A 21,136-nucleotide genomic window follows, 5' to 3' on the forward strand; every position below is an offset into this window, starting at 1 on the left:
GAAAGGCGCCCTCGGGAAATCGTCCCGGGGCGCCCTCAGCGACGTACGACGGTCCGTGCCGCCGTCTCCGATGCCGTCCTGCTCAGCCGTTCTTGATGCGGTTCGTGAGCTCGGTGACCTGGTTGTAGATCGAGCGGCGCTCGGCCATCAGCGCGCGGATCTTGCGGTCGGCGTGCATCACGGTCGTGTGGTCGCGGCCGCCGAACTGCGCGCCGATCTTCGGCAGGGAGAGGTCGGTCAGCTCGCGGCACAGGTACATCGCGATCTGGCGTGCCGTCACCAGGACACGGCTGCGCGAGGAGCCGCACAGGTCGTCCACCGTGAGGCCGAAGTAGTCGGCGGTGGCCGCCATGATGGCCGGCGCGGTGATCTCCGGGGACGAGTCCTCGCCGCCGGGGATCAGGTCCTTGAGGACGACCTCCGTCAGACCGAGGTCCACCGGCTGCCGGTTGAGCGACGCGAACGCCGTCACCCGGATCAGTGCGCCCTCCAGCTCGCGGATGTTGCGCGAGATGCGGGACGCGATGAACTCCAGGACCTCCGGCGGGGCGTTGAGCTGCTCCTGCACCGCCTTCTTACGAAGGATGGCGATACGGGTCTCCAGCTCGGGCGGCTGGACGTCCGTGGTCAGACCCCACTCGAAACGGTTCCGCAGTCGGTCCTCCAGGGTCACCAGCTGCCTGGGCGGCCGGTCACTGGAGAGCACGATCTGCTTGTTCGCGTTGTGGAGCGTGTTGAAGGTGTGGAAGAACTCCTCCTGCGTCGACTCCTTGTCCGCCAGGAACTGGATGTCGTCGACAAGAAGGATGTCCATCTCGCGGTACCGCTTGCGGAAGCTGTCGCCCTTGCCGTCGCGGATGGAGTTGATGAACTCGTTGGTGAACTCCTCGGAGCTCACGTACCGCACCCGCGTGCCGGGGTAGAGGCTGCGGGCGTAGTGCCCGATCGCGTGCAGCAGGTGCGTCTTGCCGAGGCCGGACTCCCCGTAGATGAAGAGCGGGTTGTACGCCTTGGCGGGCGCCTCGGCGACGGCGACCGCGGCGGCGTGCGCGAAGCGGTTCGAGGCACCGATGACGAAGGTGTCGAAGAGGTACTTCGGGTTGAGGCGTGCGGTGGGCTCGCCAGGGCCGCTCGCCGGCGCGGGCTGCGCGGCCAGCGGGCCGGGGGCGCCGCTGGACGAGGGCAGCGAGGGGCCGCCACGGTGCATGTGGCCGCTTCCGGAGGGCGGCTCCTGGAGATCGCGGCGGTCGGGGCGCTGGTCGTAGTCGGAGCGCTGCTGGTCGTAGTCCGGGCGCTGCTGCTCGTAGGGCGGCCGGTCCATGGACTGCGGCCGGTAGTCCTGCGGGGGCGAGGCGTACGGGTCGCGTTCCGGGAAGCCGAGGCGCTGCTGCTGCCAGCCGTAGTCGTCCTGGTGCCGCGGCCAGGCGCCCGGCTCGGGGCGCTGGTAGTCGGGGTAGGCGGGGCGGGCGTTCGGGAGCTGGTCCGGGCGGCCGGACGGCAGCTGGTCGCCGGGGGCCCCGGGGAGCTGGTCGGATCGGCCGGACCTGTGGTCGTCGGCGCGGTGGCGGCCGTACCCCTCGTATCCGTCGCGGCGCTGACTGTCGTAGGGGTTCCGCTCGTCGCGGCCCTGGGCGTCGTAGCCGTTCCGCTCGTCACGGCCCTGGCTGTCGTACGAGGGTCGCTCGTCGCGCGCCTGGCTGTCGTACGGGTTCCGGTCCTCGCGTGCCTGGCCGTCATAGGTGTCGCGGCCCTGGCCCTGTCCTGAGGGGGGCTCGGGCTCCTCGTACCGGGGCTGGGTGGGCGTCGAGGGTTCGCCGGCGGAGTCGTCGACGGTGATCGCGATGCGGATCGGGCGGCCGCACTCGCGGCTCAGGGTCTCGCTGACGATCGGCGCGAGACGGCCTTCGAGTACGCCCTTCGCAAACTCGTTCGGGACCGCGAGGAGCGCAGTGTCCGCGACCAGCGCGAGAGGCTGGCAGCGCTTGATCCAGTGCTCGTCCTTCGCCTCGACGCCCTGACCACGGCCCTCACCGAGAAGTTGTTCCAGTACTCGTGGCCACACTGCGGCAAGATCGGCAGGTACGTCAGCCACAGGGCACGCTCTCTCATGGGTCCCACGAACGTGTGGTTCTGGGAACAGGTTGGGAAGTCAGTCGGGTGGTGCGGTGGGGACAAAGCCGCTGGGGCGGTGAGAAGGGAACGAATCGGAGTTTGGCCACGGTAGTCAGGGCGACCGCTGCGGTTCAAGTTGTTGTCCCCAGCCTGTGGATAGTGTCTCCTGGCAGATGCTGGTTTGACCGGATGGCGTAGCCGCGCGTACCGTAACCAGGTCGAGTTGTCGATGGCTGCTGCCGCCTGCCTCCGATGGGCACAGGTCACTTCGAGTGATCGGGAAGCGGTGCACTCGGGCGTATACGAGCTACTCGTGGGCGCACGGTGACAGCCAGGACGGCACCCCGCCACCACCGATTCTTTCTGGAGCCCCCGAGTGAGCAAGCGCACCTTCCAGCCGAACAACCGTCGTCGCGCCAAGACCCACGGCTTCCGCCTGCGGATGCGCACCCGTGCCGGCCGCGCGATTCTCGCGAACCGTCGTGGCAAGGGTCGCGCCAGCCTGTCCGCCTGATAACCAACAGGTCATGACGTCGTGCTGCCTACCGAGCATCGGCTGAGGCGGCGCGAGGACTTCGCGACCGCGGTACGCCGAGGACGCCGGGCCGGACGCCCGCTCCTCGTCGTCCATCTACGTAGCGGTGCAACGGACCCGCACGCGCCTGGGGAGAGCGCTCCCCCGACGCGTGCGGGTTTCGTCGTGAGCAAAGCCGTGGGTGGGGCCGTCGTACGCAACAAGGTGAAGCGAAGGCTTCGCCATCTGATGCGTGACCGAGTGGCCCTGCTGCCCCCCGGTAGCCTGGTAGTCGTACGAGCGTTGCCCGGTGCGGGTGACGCCGACCATGAACAGCTGGCCCGAGACCTGGATGCCGCCCTTCAGCGGCTGCTGGGAGGGGGCGCGCGATGAAGTACCCGCTGCTGGCTCTTATCAAGCTGTACCAGTGGACGATCAGCCCGCTGCTGGGGCCGGTGTGCAAGTACTACCCGTCGTGCTCCCACTACGGCTACCAGGCCATCGACCGGCATGGTGCGATCAAGGGAACGGCACTCACCGCCTGGCGCATCCTCCGGTGCAATCCGTGGTCGCTGGGCGGTGTGGACCATGTTCCGCCGCGTAAGCGTCCGCGGTGGCACGAAATGCTGCGCAACGCCTGGCGTGCACGCAAGGGCGGGACCTCCGCCGCCGAACCGGCCATCGAAGGGCACGGTATGTCCGACCACCCCTCGAGCCCGGCCGCCGAGACCCCGTCCCATGCTCAAGGAGCCTGATTAGTGGACACGATTGCCAGTCTTTTCAGCTTCATCACGACACCCGTTTCCTGGGTCATCGTCCAGTTCCACTCCGTGTACGGGAAGATCTTCGGTCCCGATACGGGCTGGGCCTGGGGCTTGTCCATCGTGTCCCTGGTGATCCTGATCCGTATCTGCCTCATCCCGCTCTTCGTGAAGCAGATCAAGTCGACGCGGGCGATGCAGACGCTGCAGCCCGAGATGAAGAAGATCCAGGAACGCTACAAGAACGACAAGCAGCGCCAGTCCGAAGAGATGATGAAGCTGTACAAGGAGACGGGTACCAACCCGCTCTCCTCGTGCCTTCCCATCCTGGCGCAGTCGCCGTTCTTCTTTGCTCTGTACCACGTGCTGAACAGCATCGCGACCGGCAAGACGATGGGCTTCATCGACGACTCGCTGCTGACCAGCGCCCGTAAGGCGCACATCTTCGGTGCTCCGCTCGCGGCGAAGTTCACCGACGGCGCCGACAAGGTCGCCTCTCTCGGTGCCACGCTGACCGATGTCCGTGTCGTCACTGCGGTCATGATCGTCCTGATGTCGGCGTCGCAGTTCTACACGCAGCGTCAGCTGATGACGAAGAACGTCGACACCACGGTGAAGACGCCCTTCATGCAGCAGCAGAAGATGCTGATGTACGTCTTCCCGGTCATGTTCGCCGTCTTCGGCATCAACTTCCCGGTCGGTGTCCTCGTCTACTGGCTGACCACCAACCTGTGGACCATGGGCCAGCAGATGTACGTCATCCGCAACAACCCGACCCCGGGCAGCAAGGCACAGGCCGCTTACCTGGAGCGCCTGCAGAAGCACGTCACGCACCACGAGAAGACCCGTGGCCGCGGCGAGAAGGCCATCGTCAAGGCGATCGTCGCCAAGGGCCGTGACCGCAACGAGCACGAGCGCAAGTTCATCAACACCCTGACCAAGGCGGGCCTGGCGGCCCAGGCCGACGGCACCGTGGTGAAGGGCGTGAGCGACGCCGTGACCGAGGCCGAGGACGGCACCCCGACGACCACCGGCGGCGCCTCCAAGCGGCAACAGCCGAAGCGGCAGTCCAAGTCCCAGCGTCAGTCGGGTGCGGCCAAGGCGGCGGGCGAGTCCGAGCCGAAGACCTCGCTGACCAAGTCCGACGAGCCGCAGGACGCCAAGCCGAACGCAGCCAAGCCGGCGGCGAGCGGCAACAACCCCGGCTCCGGTACCCGCAGCAAAGCCCAGTCCGGACAGCGCAAGGGTCCTCAGCGGCCCAAGTCGCCGTCCAAGAAGTAAGAAGGAGTCCATCCCGTGACGGAAGGCACCACCTCCGCTGCCGCCGAGGGCGACACCCTGACCCGCTTGGAGCAGGAGGGCGAGATCGCGGCGGACTACCTCGAGGGTCTGCTCGACATCGCTGACCTCGACGGCGACATCGACATGGACGTCGAGGCCGACCGCGCCGCTGTCTCGATCATCAGCGAAGCCGGCGGCCGCGATCTGAACAAGCTGGTCGGCCGGGACGGCGAGGTGCTGGAGGCCCTGCAGGAGCTCACGCGCCTGGCGGTACACCGGGAGACCGGGGACCGCAGCCGGCTCATGCTGGACATCGCGGGCTACCGCGCGAAGAAGCGTGAGGAGCTCTCCGAGCTGGGCGCCAAGGCCGCGGCCGAGGTCAAGAGCTCCGGCGAGCCCGTGAAGATGAACCCGATGACGCCCTTCGAGCGCAAGGTGGTGCACGACGCCGTCAAGGTCGCGGGCCTGCGCAGTGAGTCCGAGGGCGAGGAGCCGCAGCGCTTCGTCGTCGTGCTTCCCGCCTGATCGGTACGTACGTTCCATCGGCCCCGTCTGTTGCGCAGGCGGGGCCGATCTTTGTCAGCCTGGTAGTCCCCGGTAGTACCTGGTTGCTCCTTGGTAGTCCCTGATGGTCCTGGTGGTCAGCGCCCAATGCGCTTATGCGGTACGGAAGGACGGTCCCCGTGACGGAGGCAGCGGAGCTCCCTCCCGCGCCCGAGCAGGCGCGCGAGGTATTCGGCAATCGCTTCGCGGACGCGGTCCGGTACGCGGAACTCTTGGCCGAGGCGGGTGTGCAGCGGGGGCTGATCGGCCCGCGCGAAGTGCCCCGCCTGTGGGAGCGGCACCTGTTGAACTGCGCGGTGCTCTCCGAGGTCGTACCCGAAGGAGTGACGGTGTGCGATGTCGGCTCGGGCGCCGGGCTCCCTGGCATTCCACTGGCGCTCGTCCGTGAGGACCTCAAGATCACACTGCTTGAGCCATTGCTGCGGCGCACGACCTTCTTGACCGAGGTCGTGGAACTGCTGGGCCTCGACCATGTGACGGTCGTCCGTGGCCGTGCTGAGGAGGCCATGGGCAAGCTTCAGCCTGTTCACGTGGTGACCGCGCGCGCCGTGGCGCCTCTGGACCGCCTGGCCGCTTGGGGCATCCCACTGCTGCGTCCCTACGGCGAGATGCTCGCCCTCAAGGGTGACACCGCCGAGGAGGAGCTGAAGAGTGCTGCTACGGCGCTCAGCAAGCTCGGTGCGGTCCAGACTTCCGTCCTCCAGGTCGGAGAGGGAGTAGTGGATCCGCTCTCCACCGTCGTCCGTGTCGAGGTCGGGGAGAGTCCTGGAGGTGTGCGCTTCGCGGCCAAGCGGGCGAAGGCGGCCCGCACCGGGCGAACGCGACGCCGACGCTGAGCCTGAGAGGCGCTCGATGGACCCTGAACTCCCGGCTCCGCTCCATGGAGCCGGGAGTTCTTCGTCACTCCCGCTGATCCGTCCTGACGACGAGCGGTACTCCACACAAGCTGCCAAACCTACGCATCTCGGAGTGTCGCGCCGCGATGGCCGTGAACGCTATGCATCGTGTTTCACGTGAAACGTCGCTCACTGTTGCACGGAATCATCAGTCGCGGCCGGGCCGCGGCCGAACCCCGCGACCGGAGACCTCTCGGTTCCCTCAGAGGGGGTGCGGAGTTGTCCACAGAGGTGGATTTCTCCACAGAAGAACGGGCCTCGCTGGTTCACGACCCCGAAGGCATGGGAGGCTCTGTTCATTGCGAGCCTGAAGTCGAGGAGAGTGAATCCTTGCGGTCCGACGCCAACATCGCGGGACCGATGACCGATCCGGTCCCCGGTCCCCGTACCGAGTCGATGGGGGAGGATGTTTCACGTGAAACACCGCCCCCGATGGACGACACTCCCATCGGTCGTGCTGCCCAACTGGCAGTGGAGGCGCTAGGTCGCGCCGGTGAGGGCCTGCCACGGCCCGAGCAGACCAGGGTCATGGTCGTTGCCAATCAGAAGGGCGGGGTGGGTAAGACCACGACCACGGTCAACCTTGCTGCCTCACTCGCTCTGCACGGTGGCCGTGTCCTGGTGATCGACCTCGACCCTCAGGGCAACGCCTCCACCGCGCTGGGCATCGACCATCACGCCGAAGTTCCATCGATCTACGACGTGTTGATCGACAGCAAGCCGCTCTCCGAAGTTGTCCAACCGGTCCCCGATGTCGAGGGTCTCTTCTGCGCGCCTGCCACGATCGATCTCGCCGGTGCGGAGATCGAGCTTGTGTCCCTGGTGGCACGGGAGAGTCGGCTGGAACGAGCGATCCAGGCATACGAGCAGCCGCTGGACTACATCCTCATCGACTGCCCGCCGTCGCTCGGTCTTCTGACGGTGAACGCGCTGGTGGCCGGCGCGGAGGTCCTCATCCCCATCCAGTGCGAGTACTACGCGCTGGAAGGCCTGGGACAGCTCCTGCGTAACGTGGACCTGGTACGGGGGCACCTCAACCCCAACCTCCATGTCTCGACGATCCTGCTCACCATGTACGACGGCCGGACGCGACTGGCGTCGCAGGTCGCGGACGAGGTGCGCAGTCACTTCGGTGAGGAGGTGCTGCGGACGAGCATTCCTCGCTCGGTCCGTATCTCCGAGGCCCCGAGCTACGGGCAGACGGTGCTGACCTACGATCCGGGGTCGAGCGGTGCCCTCTCGTATCTTGAGGCAGCACGAGAAATCGCCCTCCGAGGAGTCGGTGTGGCGTACGACGCGGAACCTGCCCACATGGGCGCACAGAACGGTCAGAACATGGTGGAGGGGATCCAGTGAGCGAGCGACGACGGGGACTGGGGCGTGGCCTCGGCGCACTGATCCCTGCGGCCCCGACAGGGGAGAAGTCGGCTTCCTCGGCGGTAGGCGGCACGTCCGCTTCACCGACGGCCGTGCCCGTACTCACCGCGGAGCGCGGGGTGGCGGCGGCGAAGGTGGCCATGCTGCCGCCTGTTTCACATGAAACGGAGGAGCTGTCGTCGAACGGAGCTCTGGAGGCGCCCCCGGCGCCTGTAGGTGCTCACTTCGCCGAGCTGCCCCTCGACTTCATCACCCCGAACCCGCGCCAGCCCCGCGAGGTTTTCGACGAGGACGCTCTTGCCGAGCTCGTCACCTCCATCAAGGAGGTCGGGCTCCTCCAGCCCGTCGTCGTACGCCAGGTCGGTCCTACGCGCTACGAGCTCATCATGGGCGAGCGGCGCTTCCGGGCCTGCCGTGAAGCCGGGCTCGAGGCCATTCCGGCGATCGTGCGGGCCACGGATGACGACAAGCTCCTCCTGGACGCGCTGCTGGAGAACCTGCACCGCGCGCAGCTGAACCCGCTGGAAGAGGCCGCGGCCTACGACCAGCTGCTCAAGGACTTCAACTGCACGCACGACCAGCTGGCGGATCGCATTGGGCGGTCGCGTCCGCAGGTCTCCAACACCCTGCGTCTGCTGAAGCTCTCTCCCGCGGTTCAGCGCCGTGTTGCGGCGGGGGTCCTCTCTGCCGGACACGCACGGGCGCTGCTCTCCGTCGACGACTCGGAGGAGCAGGACCGGCTGGCCCACCGGATCGTGGCCGAGGGGCTTTCGGTGCGGGCCGTCGAGGAGATCGTCACCCTCATGGGATCGCGGCCGCAGACCGCGCCGCGCTCCAAGGGGCCGCGGGCCGGTGCTCGGCTCTCCCCGGCGCTCAGCGATCTGGCGTCGCGTCTCTCGGACCGTTTCGAGACGCGGGTGAAGGTCGATCTGGGGCAGAAGAAGGGCAAGATCACCGTCGAGTTCGCCTCGATGGACGACCTTGAGCGCATCCTCGGTTCACTCGCGCCGGGCGAGGGACCGGTTCTTCAGAAGAGTCTTCTGGACGACGACTCCGAGGACTCGGAGGCCTGAGTCCTCCGGTGGCGGGACGGTCTTTGATCGGGGGACCCACCAGAACGGGCCGTGTCCGGTGTGTACCGGACACGGCCCGCTCTTTTGCTTTCTGGCGGTATCGATGGAATCGCATCGTGGATACGATGCGTTCGGGTATGGCGCATCCACCTGGCAGCACCTTCATTGGGGAGGCGGGGGCCGTGCAATCCATGACCCGTACCGGACTGCTGACCGCGGGCCTGGGACTTGGAGCGGTCGGCGGTTTCGTCGGCAGTCTGCTCAAGGAGCGGAGCGCTCTGGCAGCCGCCCGTGCCGCTGCGGGCGAAGGAAGTGAGGAACATCCTTCATGGGGCGTCGGCTCGTACCGCTCACGCTGGACAACCTTCAGGACCTTCCCAACCGCTGTCGCTCGTGTGTCTTCTGGGAGCTGGACCCAGTCAGCGGTCAGGCCGCGGTAAAGGCCGGCACACCTGAGCTGGAGAAGGAAGCCTGGATCTCCGCCGTCCTGCTGGAGTGGGGATCCTGCGGCCGCGTTGTCTACGTGGACGACGTACCGGTGGGGTTCGTGCTGTACGCCCCTCCGGCCTATGTTCCCCGCGCCACGGCTTTCCCCACGAGTCCGGTGTCACCGGATGCGGTTCAGCTGATGACCGCCTTCATCCTGCCGGGCTACCAGGGGCAGGGACTTGGCCGGGTCATCGTGCAGACAGTCGCCAAGGATCTGCTGCGTCGCGGCTTCAAAGCGATCGAGGCATTCGGGGACGCGCGGTGGAAGGAGCCGGCCTGTGTGCTACCTGCGGACCATCTGCTGGCCGTGGGCTTCAAGACGGTCCGGCCGCACCCCACCTATCCGCGACTGAGGCTTGAGCTGCGTACGACGCTCTCGTGGAAGGAAGACGTGGAACTGGCCCTGGACCGCCTTCTGGGAGCCGTGCAGAAGGAACCGGCGCTCCGCCCCCTGTAGCTGGCGCTCTGGCCTTGCAGGGGGCGTTCTGACCTTGCAAACACGAGTGGGCCAGCCCGGAAGGGCTGGCCCACTCGTGTTTCACGTGAAACACGCGCCGCTCGCGCGCGGCAGCTCACCGATTACTAGGCGATGAAGTCCTCAAGGTCACGCACGATCGCAGCCTTCGGCTTCGCACCGACGATGGTCTTGGCGACCTCGCCACCCTGGTAGACGTTCAGGGTCGGGATCGACATGACGCCGTACTTGGCGGCGATCCCCGGGTTCTCGTCGATGTTGAGCTTGACGACCTCGATCTTGTCGCCGTACTCGGCTGCGATCGCCTCGAGCGACGGCGCGATCTGGCGGCACGGACCGCACCAGGCGGCCCAGAAGTCCACCAGGACGGGCTTGTCGCTCTTGAGGACGTCCTGCTCGAAGGAGTCGTCGGTCACGTTCTTGAGGGTGCCGGCCACGGCGGGCTCCTTAACTCGTTTGTGCGGTGGGGCGGATGGGGGTCAGACAGTGGCGGCCGCGGTAGCGGCCTCGTTGTCCGCGAGGGCGGCGAGGTAACGCTCGGCGTCGAGAGCGGCGGAGCAGCCAGTGCCGGCCGCGGTGATCGCCTGGCGGTACGTGTGGTCGACGACGTCACCGGCGCCGAAGACACCGGTCAGGTTCGTCCGGGTCGAAGGCGCCTCGACCTTCAGGTAGCCCTCGCCGTCCAGGTCGAGCTGGCCCTTGAAGAGCTCGGTGCGCGGGTCGTGGCCGATCGCGATGAACAGACCGGTCACCGGCAGCTCAGAGATCTCGCTCGTCTTGAGGTTCCGCAGCTTCAGACCGGAAAGCTTCGGGTCACCCTCGATCTCGGCGATTTCGCTGTCCCAGATGAACTTGATCTTCGGGTCGGCGAAGGCGCGCTCCTGCATTGCCTTGGAGGCGCGCAGGGTGTCCCGGCGGTGGACGATCGTCACGGACTTGGCGAAGCGGGAGAGGAAGGTAGCCTCCTCCATCGCGGTGTCGCCGCCGCCGATCACGGCGATGTCGTGGTCCTTGAAGAAGAAGCCGTCACAGGTGGCACACCAGGAGACGCCGCGTCCGGAGAGGGCGTCCTCATTGGGCAGGCCGAGCTTGCGGTGCTGGGAGCCGGTCGTGACGATGACGGCCTTGGCGCGGTGGACGGTGCCTGCGGTGTCCGTGACGGTCTTGATCTCGCCCGCCAGGTCGACGGCGACGACGTCGTCCGGAACGAGCTCGGCACCGAAGCGCTCGGCCTGGGCACGCATGTTGTCCATGAGCTCGGGGCCCATGATGCCGTCCTGGAAGCCGGGGAAGTTCTCCACCTCGGTGGTGTTCATCAGCGCGCCACCTGCGGTGACGGCGCCCTCGAAGACCAGCGGCTTCAGCGACGCGCGCGCGGTGTAGAGCGCCGCCGTGTAGCCGGCGGGCCCGGAGCCGATGATGATCACGTTACGAACGTCGGTCACGGCTTGATTCCTCGTCTCTGGAGACTGCTGCGTACTGCCGGTGGGAGCCTCTCTCAGAACTCTCACCCCACCCAACGGATCCTAAGGGGCCAGCATTCCCACTGTGTCCGGGCACACGGAGACGCGAGACCTCAGAGAGAGGCCATGCGGCGTCTGGGCAGGAGCTCGTTCGGCTCTGAGAACCTCAGGACGGGGTGTAGGACTGCGTCAGCAGGAGCTTTCCCGGGGATGCCGAGTCCTTCTTGACGCAGGCGGCGTCGACGATATAGGCCGCGACCTTCGTGCTGTCGGAAGCGTCGGGCTGCACGAGGAGATAGACGCTCGTGCCCTTGTACGTGCCTGGCTCCGCGGCGAGAACGGCCCCGCTGTTCCCCGTTCCCTCCTGGACGCATTGAGGGACGGTCACGGAGGGCGTGTTCAAGGTGCCGATTCCTGGAGACCCGGAACCGGCGTCAGGGGACTCGACTCCCCAGGGTTCCACTCCGCCGGAGCGATTCTCTGTGTTCTTGTTCTTCGTGAGGAGATCGGAGACCTGGCTCTCCAACGTCCCCTCGGAGAAGGTGACCGTCGAACCCGACTCCTGTGGTGCCTCTGCCTGAGAACTCTTGCCCGGGCTGTCATCCCCCATCGTCTGCAGGAGGATCGCGCCCAGCCCCAGTGCTGCGGCCGTGAAGACCGTGCCGATGACGGCGGCCCTACGGCGCCCATGACGCACTCGGTGGGCACGGCCGGGGCCGGTGGCCGCGCGAGGGTGGCCCAGGGGGCGGTCTGCCGAGGAAGGGGAGCCCGAGTCGGGAGACGCGACGAGGACGTCAGCGGCCGATGTTTCACGTGAAACACTCGCGCGGTCGTCTTCCGCATCGGAGTCGTGCTCGGGTGCCGTGGCACTCAGCAGAGCTTCCGCAGCCAGAGCGGCATCAATGCGGCCGGCCACATCGGCGGGCATGCGTGCCGGGCCCGGCAGGGTGCCGAGCAGACCTCGGATCTCCTCCAGCGAGTCGTACACGTCGGCACAGAGCGGGCAGTCCTCGAGATGCCGTCGCACGTCCTCGGTACGGGTGGGAGGGAGGAGACCTTCGGTGAGGTCGGAGATCTCCGCGACGTCCGGGTGCCCGGCCATATCCGTCGTGGATGTCACGCTCTCCCACCTCCGCCCTTCACAGCAGCTGGATCGCTTGGCCCTGCATCGTGTGGTCCCGCTGCGGGTGGGACGGATGTCCCCTGCGTCCGGTTCCGTCCGCCGCCCGCCTTCTTGCTGTCCTCGCCGCTTCCGTTCTCCGTACGGAGATGGGTGAGCAGCGGGAGCAGTCTGGCTCTGCCGCGAGCGCAGCGGCTCTTCACCGTGCCGATCGGCACGTCGAGGATGCGGGCTGCCTCCGCCACGGGGTAGCCCTGCATGTCCACCAGAACCAGGGCGGCGCGCTGGTCGGGCGGGAGGGTGGACAACGCCTTGAGGAGTTCTCGATGCAGATCGTTGCGCTCGGCCGGAGCGGAGGCGGACTCGTGCGGCTCGAGGAGCTGTTCCAGGCGTTCGGTGTCATCGACGGGAGAGGTCTTCCTGGAAGCGGCCTTGCGGGCGCGATCCAGGCAGGCGTTCACCGTGATGCGGTGCAGCCAGGTGGTGACGGCCGACTGGCCGCGGAAGGTGTGGGCGGCGCGGTAGGCGGAGACCAGGGCGTCCTGGACCGCGTCAGCGGCCTCTTCGCGGTCTCCCAGCGTTCGCAGGGCCACCGCCCAGAGCCGGTCGCGGTGACGCCGCACGAGCTCGCCGAAGGCGTCGGGGTCGCCCTCGACATGGCGAGCGAGGAGGTCCTGATCGCTGGCTTCGCGATATGCGGCTTCATCGGCCATCGGACCCCCTCCCCTTTGTCGACGAGCGTCAGCCGGTGAACTTCACGTCCGTGATGGCTTGCTTGTAGCCGGCGCTGCTGTAGCCGTCGGCAGGAGCACTCGGCACATCGGTGATCCACAGCAGCACGTACCGCGTTTTCATGGACTTCGGAGCCGTCACTTTCGCGGTCGTGCCGCTCGTGGTGACGGTCCCGATCTCCGTCATTCCCTCGACGGATGTCGAGGGAGACAGTGAGTCCGTGGAGTACAAGTGGATCGTCGTGTGGTCTCCCGGATAGCGCAGCCCTATGGAGGCGGCCGAGATCTCCTGGGCCGAGCCGAGGTCGTAGACGATTCCCACGCCGGGCTTGTAGGGCGCCAATTTCGGACCCTCGTTGTACTTCTTGGTGCGCCAGAATGTCGTGCTGTCGCCGTCGTACGTCAGGCCGACATCGCCGGCCGCCTGGGCCTCGCCGCTCGCGACGTATTCCTGCGCGCCCTTGATGGTGATCGGCTCGACCGGCTTGGCCTTGTCGCTCGACTTGTCGTTGCCGTCCGTCGGCTGAGTCTGGTTCGTGTCCTCGGACTTGCCCTGGTCCATGAGCGCGTCCGCGAGCTGCCAGCTGCCGAGGCCCAGCGCGGCGATGAGCAGAGCCGACACGGCCCACTTGAGGGCCTTGCCGGTGCGGCTCTGTAGCGGGGACGGCGGGGCCGGAATGGGTTGCGTCGCGCCCGGGCGTGGTGCTTGGCGGCCGTAGGTGCCCTGCTGGTACGACGTGCGCTGGTACTCCGGCGGGGCGGTGAACGCTGGCTCCGGCGGGCGGATGCGGGGCATCTCGTTGATCGCCTTCACCAGTTCCTCCGGCGTGGTGCACGGAGTTTCGTGGCGGGAGGCGGTCGCGCCGTCGTTGGCCAGCGCGCGCATGGTGAGCTCGGACAGGCCCCGGTGAACGCCTGCCCGCACCTGGTCGGGAGCGATGAGACCGACACCCTTGGGCAGCCCCGACAGACCGTACGCATCGGTGTCGTACGGCCAGCGCTGAGTCAGCGCGGCGTACAGGAGCGCGCCGATCGCCTCCGTGTCGGTGCGCTGCGGGGTGTCGGAGCTGATGCCGCGCAGCGCGGCATTCACCGCGAGCCCGCGGATGCGCCATTGGCCGGACGAGGTGCGCAGTACGGCGCCCGGGGTCAGCCTCAGGTGCGCCAGGCCCTCGCGGTGCGCGGCGGCCATGGCCTGGGAGACCTGGCTGACCATCTGGTACGCGTCGTGCACTTCGAGCGGGCCCGCGGCCAGGAGCGTCGTCAGCTCCGTGGCGTCCGGAAGCCACTCGTGCACCACATAGACGAGGTCGTTCTCCTCGACCGCGTCCAGGACCTGGACGAAGCGGGGATCGCCGAGCAGGGCGGAGGACCGGGCCGCCGCCAGTACTGAGCGGGCCCGCGAATGGTCGGCGGGCAGCAGATGCACACCGACGGCACGGCGGAGTTTCTCGTCCACCGCACGCCAACTGCTGAAACCGTCCAGACGGGTGACGCACTCCTCGAGGCGATAGCGTCTGGCGAGCTTGTGACCACTGTGCAGTTCGGGCGGTGAGGCCTTTCCGGGACGCTCGGTCCCGCCGCTCCCCTGTGCCTCTTCGCTCTCCGTGTCCCGCTCCCGCTTCTGGGCCACCCCGTCGGCCGTGGACTGGTCCGCCTTGGCGGTCAGCGGCTCGTCACCGCTGTTGTCTGCCACGTCGACGGCAGCCGTGCTCCGTTCCGCCACCGTCGTTCCCGCCTCCCCATCCATTGCGTGCTCCGACGCAGAAACCAATTGTGCCCACAGTCCGCCGCTATGCACGACACGCGGCGGCGGACGATGGTTGTGCGCGTACCCCCGCCTCAGCGCCCCAGGCGCCCGCGGACCATTCCGACCATTGAGTTGAGTTCTTCGATGCGCATCTTCCGCGCCGCGACGTAGAAGACGCCGAGGAGGGCGATCGATCCCGCGACGAGTGCCGCGATCGATCCGAGGACTCCGTGACCGAGCGCCCTGGTGATCGCGAACCCGACCGCGCCACCTGCCAGAGCACCCGGGATGCATGCCAGGCAGAGCCGTGCGTACGTCCGCAGGACACGGGCGCCGTCCAGGTCGCCGTCCAGCCGTCTGCGCAGCCTCTGCCAGGCGACTCCGACGCCGACCATGTACGCCAGGCCGTACGAGCCGGCCATGCCGACGACCGCCCATTGAGCGGGCAGAACCACGTAGCAGAGAGCCGAGGCGGCGGCGTTCACCGCGGCCACGATGACCGTGTTGTAGAAGGGCGTGCGGGTGTCCTCGTAGGCGTAGAAGCCGCGCAGGACCACGTACTGCACCGAGAACGGGATCAGGCCGAGGCCGAACGCCATGAGGACGTATCCCATGGACTGGGCGGCCGGGATGCTGCTGGAGCCGAAGAGCAGGGTGCACATCGGGATGCCCAGGGCGACGAACATGAAGGCGACCGGGACGATCGCGACGGCCGAGGTGCGCAGGCCCTGGGAGATGTCGTCGCGGACGGCACCGGGATCGCCGTCGTGGGCGGCTCGCGAGATCCTCGGCAGCATGGCCGCCATGACGGAGACCGTGATGATCGCCTGCGGCATGCCCCAGATCAGCTGGGCGTTGGAGTAGGCCATGATGCCCGCGCCGCTCTTGCCGGACGCCTTGCCCGCCGCGGTGGCCAGCTGGGTGACGACGAGGACGCCCGCCTGGTTGGCGAGGACGAAGAGCACGGTCCACTTGGCAAGCTGGACCGCCTTGCCGAGGCCGTGGCCCTTCCAGTCGAAGCGCGGGCGGAACCGGAAACCGGTCTCGCGCAGGTACGGGATCATCGCCAGGGCCTGCACGACCAGGCCGAGCAGGGTGCCGATGCCGAGCAGGCGGATGCCCTCCGGCGGGATGTTGCTCACCGTCATGCCGGAGTCCGCTGCGGTCCCGTACACCCAGAGGAACATGCCGAAGGTGAAGATCATGACGATGTTGTTGAGGACCGGAGTCCACATCATCGCGCCGAACTTCCCGCGGGCGTTCAGGATCTGGCCCATGACCACATGGACACCCATGAAGAAGATCGTGGGCAGGCAGTAGCGGGCGAAGGAGACGGCGACGTTGTTCGACTCCGGATTGCTCGCGACGGAGTTCGACATCAGCTGGATCAGTAGCGGTGCCGCGAAGACAGCGGCAGCGACGATCACGGCGAGGGCGACCATGACGAGGGTCAGCAGGCGGTTGGCGTAGGCCTCGCCGCCGTCCTCGTCGTCCTTCATGGATCGCACCAGCTGGGGCACGAAGACCGAGTTGAGTCCTCCGCCGACGGTGAGGATGTAGATCATCGTCGGCAGGGTGTAGGCCACGGTCCAGGTGTCGCCGAGTGTCGCGGCACCGAGAGCGGCCGTGATGATCATGGTGCGTACGAAACCGGTGAGCCGGGACACCAGTGTCCCCGCCGCCATCACCGCGCTCGATTGGAGCATCCCCGAAACACGCCCTCCGGACTTCTTCGGAGCGGACGCGGCCGCGGGGGGCGGAGCCTGTGGGGCGGCCGGAGCTGGTTCGGGGGCCGGTGACGGTACGCCGGGCGGACCGGCGTAGGGACGGCCGGCGCCCTGTCCCTGGTCGCGGAAGAGGTGGGCGAAGGCGTCGGGCTCGTGGTGCTGCTCGCCGGCCTGGGTGACCAGGTCGTCGACGCCCACGAACTGGGTGGTGGACGCGTTGTCGCCGTACGGAAGGTGCCGGGTCGGGCCCGCGGGCTCCGGCGGGGGCGTCTGGGCCCAGATGCGCGGATCGGGGGCGTACTGCGGCGTGGGCGGCTGGGCGTAGAGCGGAGGCTGCGGGTGATACGTGCCGGGGGGCGGCGGAGGGTGCGCGGCGCGGTCGTAGAGCGCCTCGGTCACCGGGTCCTGGGCGGAGAGGTCCTGTGCCCGGTAGGGGTCCTGGGTGTAGGCATCCTGGAAGTACATGTCCGCGGGGGGCCCCTGCGGCAGCTGCCCGGGCTCGGGCGGCGGGCCCTCGGGATAGCCCTCGGGGTAGCCGGAGTTCCCTGTGCCCTGGTCCGGGTAGCCCTCGGGGTAGCCCGAGCTGCCCGCGCCCTGACCGCGGTCACCCTCGTACGGCGCGTTCATGGTTACCCCACCTCATCGTCCCCGGGCCCACCGGCCACGACATCGCTCAACGGTCCACTCTCTCACCCGTGCCGGACGGGTCCGCGCTTTCCGGTGCGGTGTCCGGTGTCGGGTCACTCGGGTGCTCCGGGTCGTCTGCCCCGGACTCCGTGCCGGACTCGCCCGCGGGGTGGTCCTGGGAGTCCTCGGTGTCCTCGGTGGCGTCCGCGTCTTCGTCCGCGCTCTCGTCCCTGCGAGCGTCCTCCTCGGCCTGCCGGGCGGCCGCGCGCTTGCGCTGCGTGTACATCCGGAATCCGGCGAGCACGAGCAGCAGGAAGCCGCCGCCGATGACCAGCATGACCGTCGAGGTGATCTCGGTGACCTTCACCTCGAAGGTGACGGGGTCGCCGTATTCCTGGCCGTCCTGTGTGTACAGCTGGGCGACCACCTTCACTGGGCCGTTGGCCTTGATCGAGGTGTCGAACTTCACCGACTGGCTGTGCTCGCCCGCGACGGTGATCGGCTGCTCGTCGTAGGGGCCGTCGCCGATCTTGAGGCGGGTGGGCTGCTGCGAGGTGAGGCGCAGGACCAGATGGTCGACGCCCTGCACGAGGTTGTTCTGCACGGTCACGGGGATCGTGGCGCTGCGACCGGAGAGCTTCGCGTCGGACTTCTCGATCAGTCTGACCAGGCCGGTGAGTTCGTTGAGGTACGACGAAACGCTTGCGCGGAAGGTAGCCGCCGGAACGGGCCGGCCGCGCCAGGACGTGGACATCCCCCGGTCCATCGCCCTGCCGAACGGAGTGACCACACGGGACTCGTCGGTGAGGATGACCTTGAAGTTGTCGAGACTCGTCTGCGTGTCCCGGATCCACTCGAAGGCCGACTGAGGCAGCTCCTGCTTGCGCAGCGAGGAGGGATACGAGGACTCGGCGGGCACCTTCGTGGTGGCACCCGGGTCCGGCTTGGCCTTGGCGGCCGCGGACAGGCTCTGGGACTCCGACCAGTTCCCGCCCTGGAGCGCCGTCAGTGCCTGCGCCATCGACTGGGCCTGGCTCGCGGACGGCATGCGCTGCGGGGCGACCAGGATGCTGCGCTGCTTCTCCGGCTCCTGCAGGTTGATCGCCAGGCTCTGGGCCAGGAACTTCTGCACGGCGAGCGTGGAGCTGTCGGCCTTCGTCATGTCGCCCTGGAATGCGGTCGACAGCCGGGCGTCCGCGACCACCGCGGTCGTCCCGGCGCCGATGGGGCGGGCGGCGCTCGGCGTGTACGACAGCCCGCCCGTCTCGCGCAGGCTGTCGCTGCGGGCGATCACCTTGTCGGCGCCGGCGGAGGTGGCGACCTTGACGATCGACGGGTCGAGGGCGCCGTCCGCGGGCCAGGCGAAGTCGGTGTTCGGCGTGACGTGGAGGATCGTGTCCACCGTGCTGGCGGCCACGTCCGTGGCGTCCTTGAGGTGACTCAGGGAGCCGGTGACGTTCGTGCCGTTGTGCGCCAGAGACGCCAGGTCGGGGTCGGCGAAGGGGAGGGCGACGACTTCCTTGTCCTCGACCGTCTTCTCCAGCTCGGCGAGCCACTGCTTGGCGATCGCCTGGTTCTTGCCTGCCGTGGTGGTGTCGCCGTCCTGAACCTGGTAGCTGCGCGTCATGGCGTCGACGGAAGCCAGCAGGTCCGGGTCGAGCACCCAGGTGACGTCCAGACTGCTGCCCAAGGACAACAGCTGATCCAGCCGGCCGCCCGGGGAGATCTCCTTGGCCAGGTCATCGTTCTCGAAGACGGGGGTCTGCTGCGCGTCCGACCCGGTCTCCGCCGTGAGGTGGACCGTGGAGATCAGTGGCCAGAGGTACGTCGTCTTCGTCTTCGTGTCCGCCGCATCCTCCTGCCAGGGCAGGAACGTCCGCTGGATGCCGAGGATCTGGTCCCACGACTGGGCGGCGGTCCGGCCCGTGAGGGAGACGCCGAGCTGGTAGACCCCGTCGGCGCCGAGATCCAGCTCATCGACGGGCACCGAGATGCTGAAGGACTGCGAGACGCCGACGACGAGCTCGGAGAACTTCGCTACGTACGTGCCGCCGACCTCCGAGCCGTCGAGACCCAACTGGAACCCGGTGCGCTTCGCGGCGCTGTCGATCGCGGAGCGGCTGTTGAGAGACGGACCCACCCGCACGCCCACATGGGCGTCTGTGACCGTCTGCTTGCCCTTGTTGGTGACCGTGCCGGAGACCGTGATGGTGTCGCCTGTCGTAGGGGCACTGGGACTGAGCGAGTCGATGGAGACATCGACCGTGCTGGACCCGGTGGCGTCGGCCACAGCGGTCTTCTCTGAGGCGTACGCGGACGTACCGAGGGGCAGCTGGAGCAGCCCGGCCAGCAAGGGCACACCGGCGAGCAGTGCGCCGCTGCGCCGGAGCCACCGGCGGGCAGGTGAGGGACTCATCCCCTGGAAGTCTGCCGCCTCGGCCACGCGCTCGCCCGTCCCTCGTCGTCGTCAGTGGTCGTCGGAATGTGCGTCCACGCATGGTAACGATGCGCGCTGAGGGGAAGTGCCGCGGACTGTGCCACAAGATCGGGGGACCGGGCCGAGTGTCCTGTATGTGTGCGTATTGGCCGTCGTACAGGGAGGGGTCGGCTGTGCACGTTTTATGGAGGCGCCCGCGGGGGCCCCGGCCACGTACCCTTTTCTGTTGTGCCGAACGCCAACGAAGACAACCCCAGTGCCCTGAGTCAGGTGCAGCGCCGCGCAGTGAGTGAACTGCTGCGGGTGTCCCCTGTCGCCGACGAGCTCGCCCGCCGATTCCAGGAGGCCGGGTTCTCACTCGCGCTGGTGGGCGGCTCGGTCCGGGACGCGCTCCTTGGCCGGCTCGGCAACGACCTGGACTTCACGACCGACGCTCGCCCCGAGGACGTACTGAAGATCGTGCGGCCCTGGGCGGATGCCGTGTGGGAGGTGGGGATCGCCTTCGGCACAGTCGGCGCGCAGAAGGACGCTCGGGTGGGCGACGTACAGCAGTCGTTCCAGATCGAGATCACTACGTACCGCTCCGAGGCGTACGACCGGACCTCACGCAAGCCCGAGGTGTCCTACGGCGACTCCATCGAGGAAGATCTCGTGCGCCGTGACTTCACCGTGAACGCGATGGCCGTCGCGCTGCCGGAGAAGGAGTTCATCGACCCGCACGGGGGCCTGGACGACCTGTCCGGTCGCATCCTGCGCACGCCGGGTACCCCTGAGGCGTCCTTCTCCGACGATCCGCTGCGGATGATGCGGGCCGCGCGGTTCGCCGCACAGCTCGACTTCGAGGTTGCCCCCGAGGTGGTGGCCGCGATGACGGACATGGCGGGGCGCATCGAGATCGTCTCGGCCGAGCGGGTGCGGGACGAGCTGAACAAGCTGATTCTTTCCGCGCACCCGCGCAAGGGCCTGACGCTGCTCGTCGACACCGGGCTCTCCGACCATGTGCTGCCTGAGCTTCCCGCGCTGCGCCTGGAGCGCGACGAGCACCACCGGCACAAGGACGTCTACGAGCACACGCTGATCGTCCTGGAACAGGCGATGGAGCTGGAGGAGGACGGCCCCGACCTGATCCTCCGGCTCGCCGCGCTGCTGCACGACATCGGCAAGCCGAGGACGCGCCGCTTCGAGAAGGACGGGCGGGTCTCCTTCCACCACCATGAGGTGGTGGGCGCCAAGATGACCAAGAAGCGGATGACGGCGCTGAAGTACTCGAACGACCTCGTGAAGGATGTCTCGCGTCTGGTCGAACTCCACCTGCGCTTCCATGGGTACGGCACCGGAGAGTGGACGGACTCCGCGGTTCGCCGCTATGTACGCGACGCGGGCCCGCTCCTCGACCGGCTCCACAAGTTGACCCGCTCCGACTGCACCACCCGCAACAAGCGGAGGGCGACCGCGCTCTCCCGCGCGTACGACGGCCTGGAAGAACGCATCGCGCAACTCCAGGAGCAGGAAGAGCTGGACTCGATCCGTCCCGACCTCGACGGCAACGAGATCATGGAGATCCTGGGCATCGGCCCCGGACCGGCCATCGGTCAGGCCTACAAGTTCCTGCTGGAGCTTCGGCTGGAGAACGGGCCGATGGAGCGTGACGCGGCCGTGTCGGCGCTGAAGGAGTGGTGGGCCGAGCAGAGCTGAGGCTCTTGGATCGGGTCGATGTTTCACGTGAAACATCGACCCGG

Annotated in this window: 18 protein-coding genes; 10 read left to right on the forward strand and 8 right to left on the reverse strand. The window is 67.9% G+C overall.

Features of this window, described 5'->3' with window-relative positions; all coding sequences use genetic code 11:
- Nucleotides 1-82 precede the first annotated feature (82 nt).
- Nucleotides 83-2,092, reverse strand: coding sequence for a chromosomal replication initiator protein DnaA (gene dnaA, locus OG266_RS22215; RefSeq protein ID WP_266458387.1), 2,010 nt, complete (start codon nt 2,090-2,092; stop codon nt 83-85).
- 396 nt (nt 2,093-2,488) lie between these two features.
- On the opposite strand from dnaA, the gene rpmH reads away from it, so the two are divergent.
- From rpmH to OG266_RS22260, 9 genes are all read left to right on the forward strand, one after another.
- Nucleotides 2,489-2,626: a 50S ribosomal protein L34 gene (gene rpmH, locus OG266_RS22220; RefSeq protein ID WP_006381191.1), complete on the forward strand. Its 138-nt coding sequence runs from the start codon at nt 2,489-2,491 to the stop codon at nt 2,624-2,626.
- Between the two features lie 21 nt (nt 2,627-2,647).
- On the forward strand, nt 2,648-3,019 hold the full coding sequence (gene rnpA, locus OG266_RS22225; protein ID WP_266458390.1) for a ribonuclease P protein component: 372 nt from the start codon (nt 2,648-2,650) through the stop codon (nt 3,017-3,019).
- Nucleotides 3,016-3,381: a membrane protein insertion efficiency factor YidD gene (yidD, locus tag OG266_RS22230; protein ID WP_266458393.1), complete on the forward strand. Its 366-nt coding sequence runs from the start codon at nt 3,016-3,018 to the stop codon at nt 3,379-3,381. Before rnpA ends, yidD begins: the two co-directional genes overlap by 4 nt.
- 3 nt (nt 3,382-3,384) lie before the next feature.
- A complete protein-coding gene (yidC, locus tag OG266_RS22235; RefSeq protein WP_371547996.1) occupies nt 3,385-4,668 on the forward strand; it encodes a membrane protein insertase YidC in 1,284 nt (427 codons plus the stop codon).
- A gap of 15 nt (nt 4,669-4,683) precedes the next feature.
- Nucleotides 4,684-5,193, forward strand: coding sequence for a R3H domain-containing nucleic acid-binding protein (locus tag OG266_RS22240; RefSeq protein ID WP_266458399.1), 510 nt, complete (start codon nt 4,684-4,686; stop codon nt 5,191-5,193).
- A 158-nt stretch (nt 5,194-5,351) separates the two neighbouring features.
- Entirely contained in the window at nt 5,352-6,068 is a 717-nt protein-coding gene (rsmG, locus tag OG266_RS22245; protein ID WP_371547998.1) for a 16S rRNA (guanine(527)-N(7))-methyltransferase RsmG, read from the forward strand.
- A 342-nt stretch (nt 6,069-6,410) separates the two neighbouring features.
- Entirely contained in the window at nt 6,411-7,484 is a 1,074-nt protein-coding gene (locus tag OG266_RS22250; protein WP_323178313.1) for a ParA family protein, read from the forward strand.
- Nucleotides 7,481-8,578, forward strand: a complete 1,098-nt coding sequence (locus OG266_RS22255; RefSeq protein WP_266458405.1) for a ParB/RepB/Spo0J family partition protein — start codon at nt 7,481-7,483, stop codon at nt 8,576-8,578. The genes OG266_RS22250 and OG266_RS22255 overlap by 4 nt, the downstream gene beginning before the upstream one ends.
- Nucleotides 8,579-8,906: 328 nt before the next feature.
- The gene (locus OG266_RS22260) at nt 8,907-9,524 is read left to right on the forward strand and encodes a GNAT family N-acetyltransferase (RefSeq protein WP_266458407.1); all 618 of its coding nucleotides are present in this window, start codon (nt 8,907-8,909) and stop codon (nt 9,522-9,524) included.
- A 125-nt stretch (nt 9,525-9,649) separates the two neighbouring features.
- Here OG266_RS22260 and trxA read toward each other — a convergent pair whose 3' ends face one another.
- The 7 genes from trxA to OG266_RS22295 all read right to left on the reverse strand — a co-directional run bounded on the left by trxA (nt 9,650) and on the right by OG266_RS22295 (nt 19,403).
- Nucleotides 9,650-9,979 carry a thioredoxin gene (gene trxA / locus OG266_RS22265; RefSeq protein WP_266458411.1) on the reverse strand — a complete coding sequence of 110 codons (330 nt, stop codon included), beginning with the start codon at nt 9,977-9,979 and terminating at the stop codon, nt 9,650-9,652.
- A gap of 42 nt (nt 9,980-10,021) precedes the next feature.
- Nucleotides 10,022-10,987: a thioredoxin-disulfide reductase gene (gene trxB / locus OG266_RS22270; RefSeq protein WP_266458414.1), complete on the reverse strand. Its 966-nt coding sequence runs from the start codon at nt 10,985-10,987 to the stop codon at nt 10,022-10,024.
- Between the two features lie 184 nt (nt 10,988-11,171).
- Complete coding sequence (locus OG266_RS22275) at nt 11,172-12,125, reverse strand: anti-sigma factor (RefSeq protein ID WP_371548001.1); 954 nt, start codon at nt 12,123-12,125, stop codon at nt 11,172-11,174.
- Nucleotides 12,122-12,838, reverse strand: coding sequence for an RNA polymerase sigma factor SigM (gene sigM, locus OG266_RS22280; RefSeq protein ID WP_266458420.1), 717 nt, complete (start codon nt 12,836-12,838; stop codon nt 12,122-12,124). Before sigM ends, OG266_RS22275 begins: the two co-directional genes overlap by 4 nt.
- 28 nt (nt 12,839-12,866) lie before the next feature.
- On the reverse strand, nt 12,867-14,582 hold the full coding sequence (locus OG266_RS22285; RefSeq protein ID WP_371548004.1) for a protein kinase family protein: 1,716 nt from the start codon (nt 14,580-14,582) through the stop codon (nt 12,867-12,869).
- 116 nt (nt 14,583-14,698) lie between these two features.
- Complete coding sequence (murJ, locus tag OG266_RS22290) at nt 14,699-16,960, reverse strand: murein biosynthesis integral membrane protein MurJ (protein WP_371548005.1); 2,262 nt, start codon at nt 16,958-16,960, stop codon at nt 14,699-14,701.
- Between the two features lie 46 nt (nt 16,961-17,006).
- Nucleotides 17,007-19,403: a DUF6049 family protein gene (locus OG266_RS22295; RefSeq protein ID WP_371548007.1), complete on the reverse strand. Its 2,397-nt coding sequence runs from the start codon at nt 19,401-19,403 to the stop codon at nt 17,007-17,009.
- A gap of 222 nt (nt 19,404-19,625) precedes the next feature.
- Here OG266_RS22295 and OG266_RS22300 point away from each other — a divergent pair, with 222 nt between their 5' ends.
- Complete coding sequence (locus OG266_RS22300; RefSeq protein ID WP_371548009.1) at nt 19,626-21,092, forward strand: CCA tRNA nucleotidyltransferase; 1,467 nt, start codon at nt 19,626-19,628, stop codon at nt 21,090-21,092.
- Nucleotides 21,093-21,136 lie beyond the last annotated feature (44 nt).

Origin of the sequence: Streptomyces sp. NBC_00554, assembly GCF_041431135.1 — a bacterium.
GTDB lineage: Bacteria > Actinomycetota > Actinomycetes > Streptomycetales > Streptomycetaceae > Streptomyces.

Bases quoted from the DNA above. Each gene is read 5' to 3' on its own strand.
- yidD (WP_266458393.1), top strand. From the start codon at position 3,016: ATGAAGTACCCGCTGCTGGCTCTTATCAAGCTGTACCAGTGGACGATC.
- OG266_RS22250 (WP_323178313.1), top strand. From the start codon at position 6,411: ATGGGAGGCTCTGTTCATTGCGAGCCTGAAGTCGAGGAGAGTGAATCC.
- OG266_RS22260 (WP_266458407.1), top strand. From the start codon at position 8,907: ATGGGGCGTCGGCTCGTACCGCTCACGCTGGACAACCTTCAGGACCTT.
- sigM (WP_266458420.1), bottom strand. From the start codon at position 12,838: ATGGCCGATGAAGCCGCATATCGCGAAGCCAGCGATCAGGACCTCCTC.
- murJ (WP_371548005.1), bottom strand. From the start codon at position 16,960: ATGAACGCGCCGTACGAGGGTGACCGCGGTCAGGGCGCGGGCAGCTCG.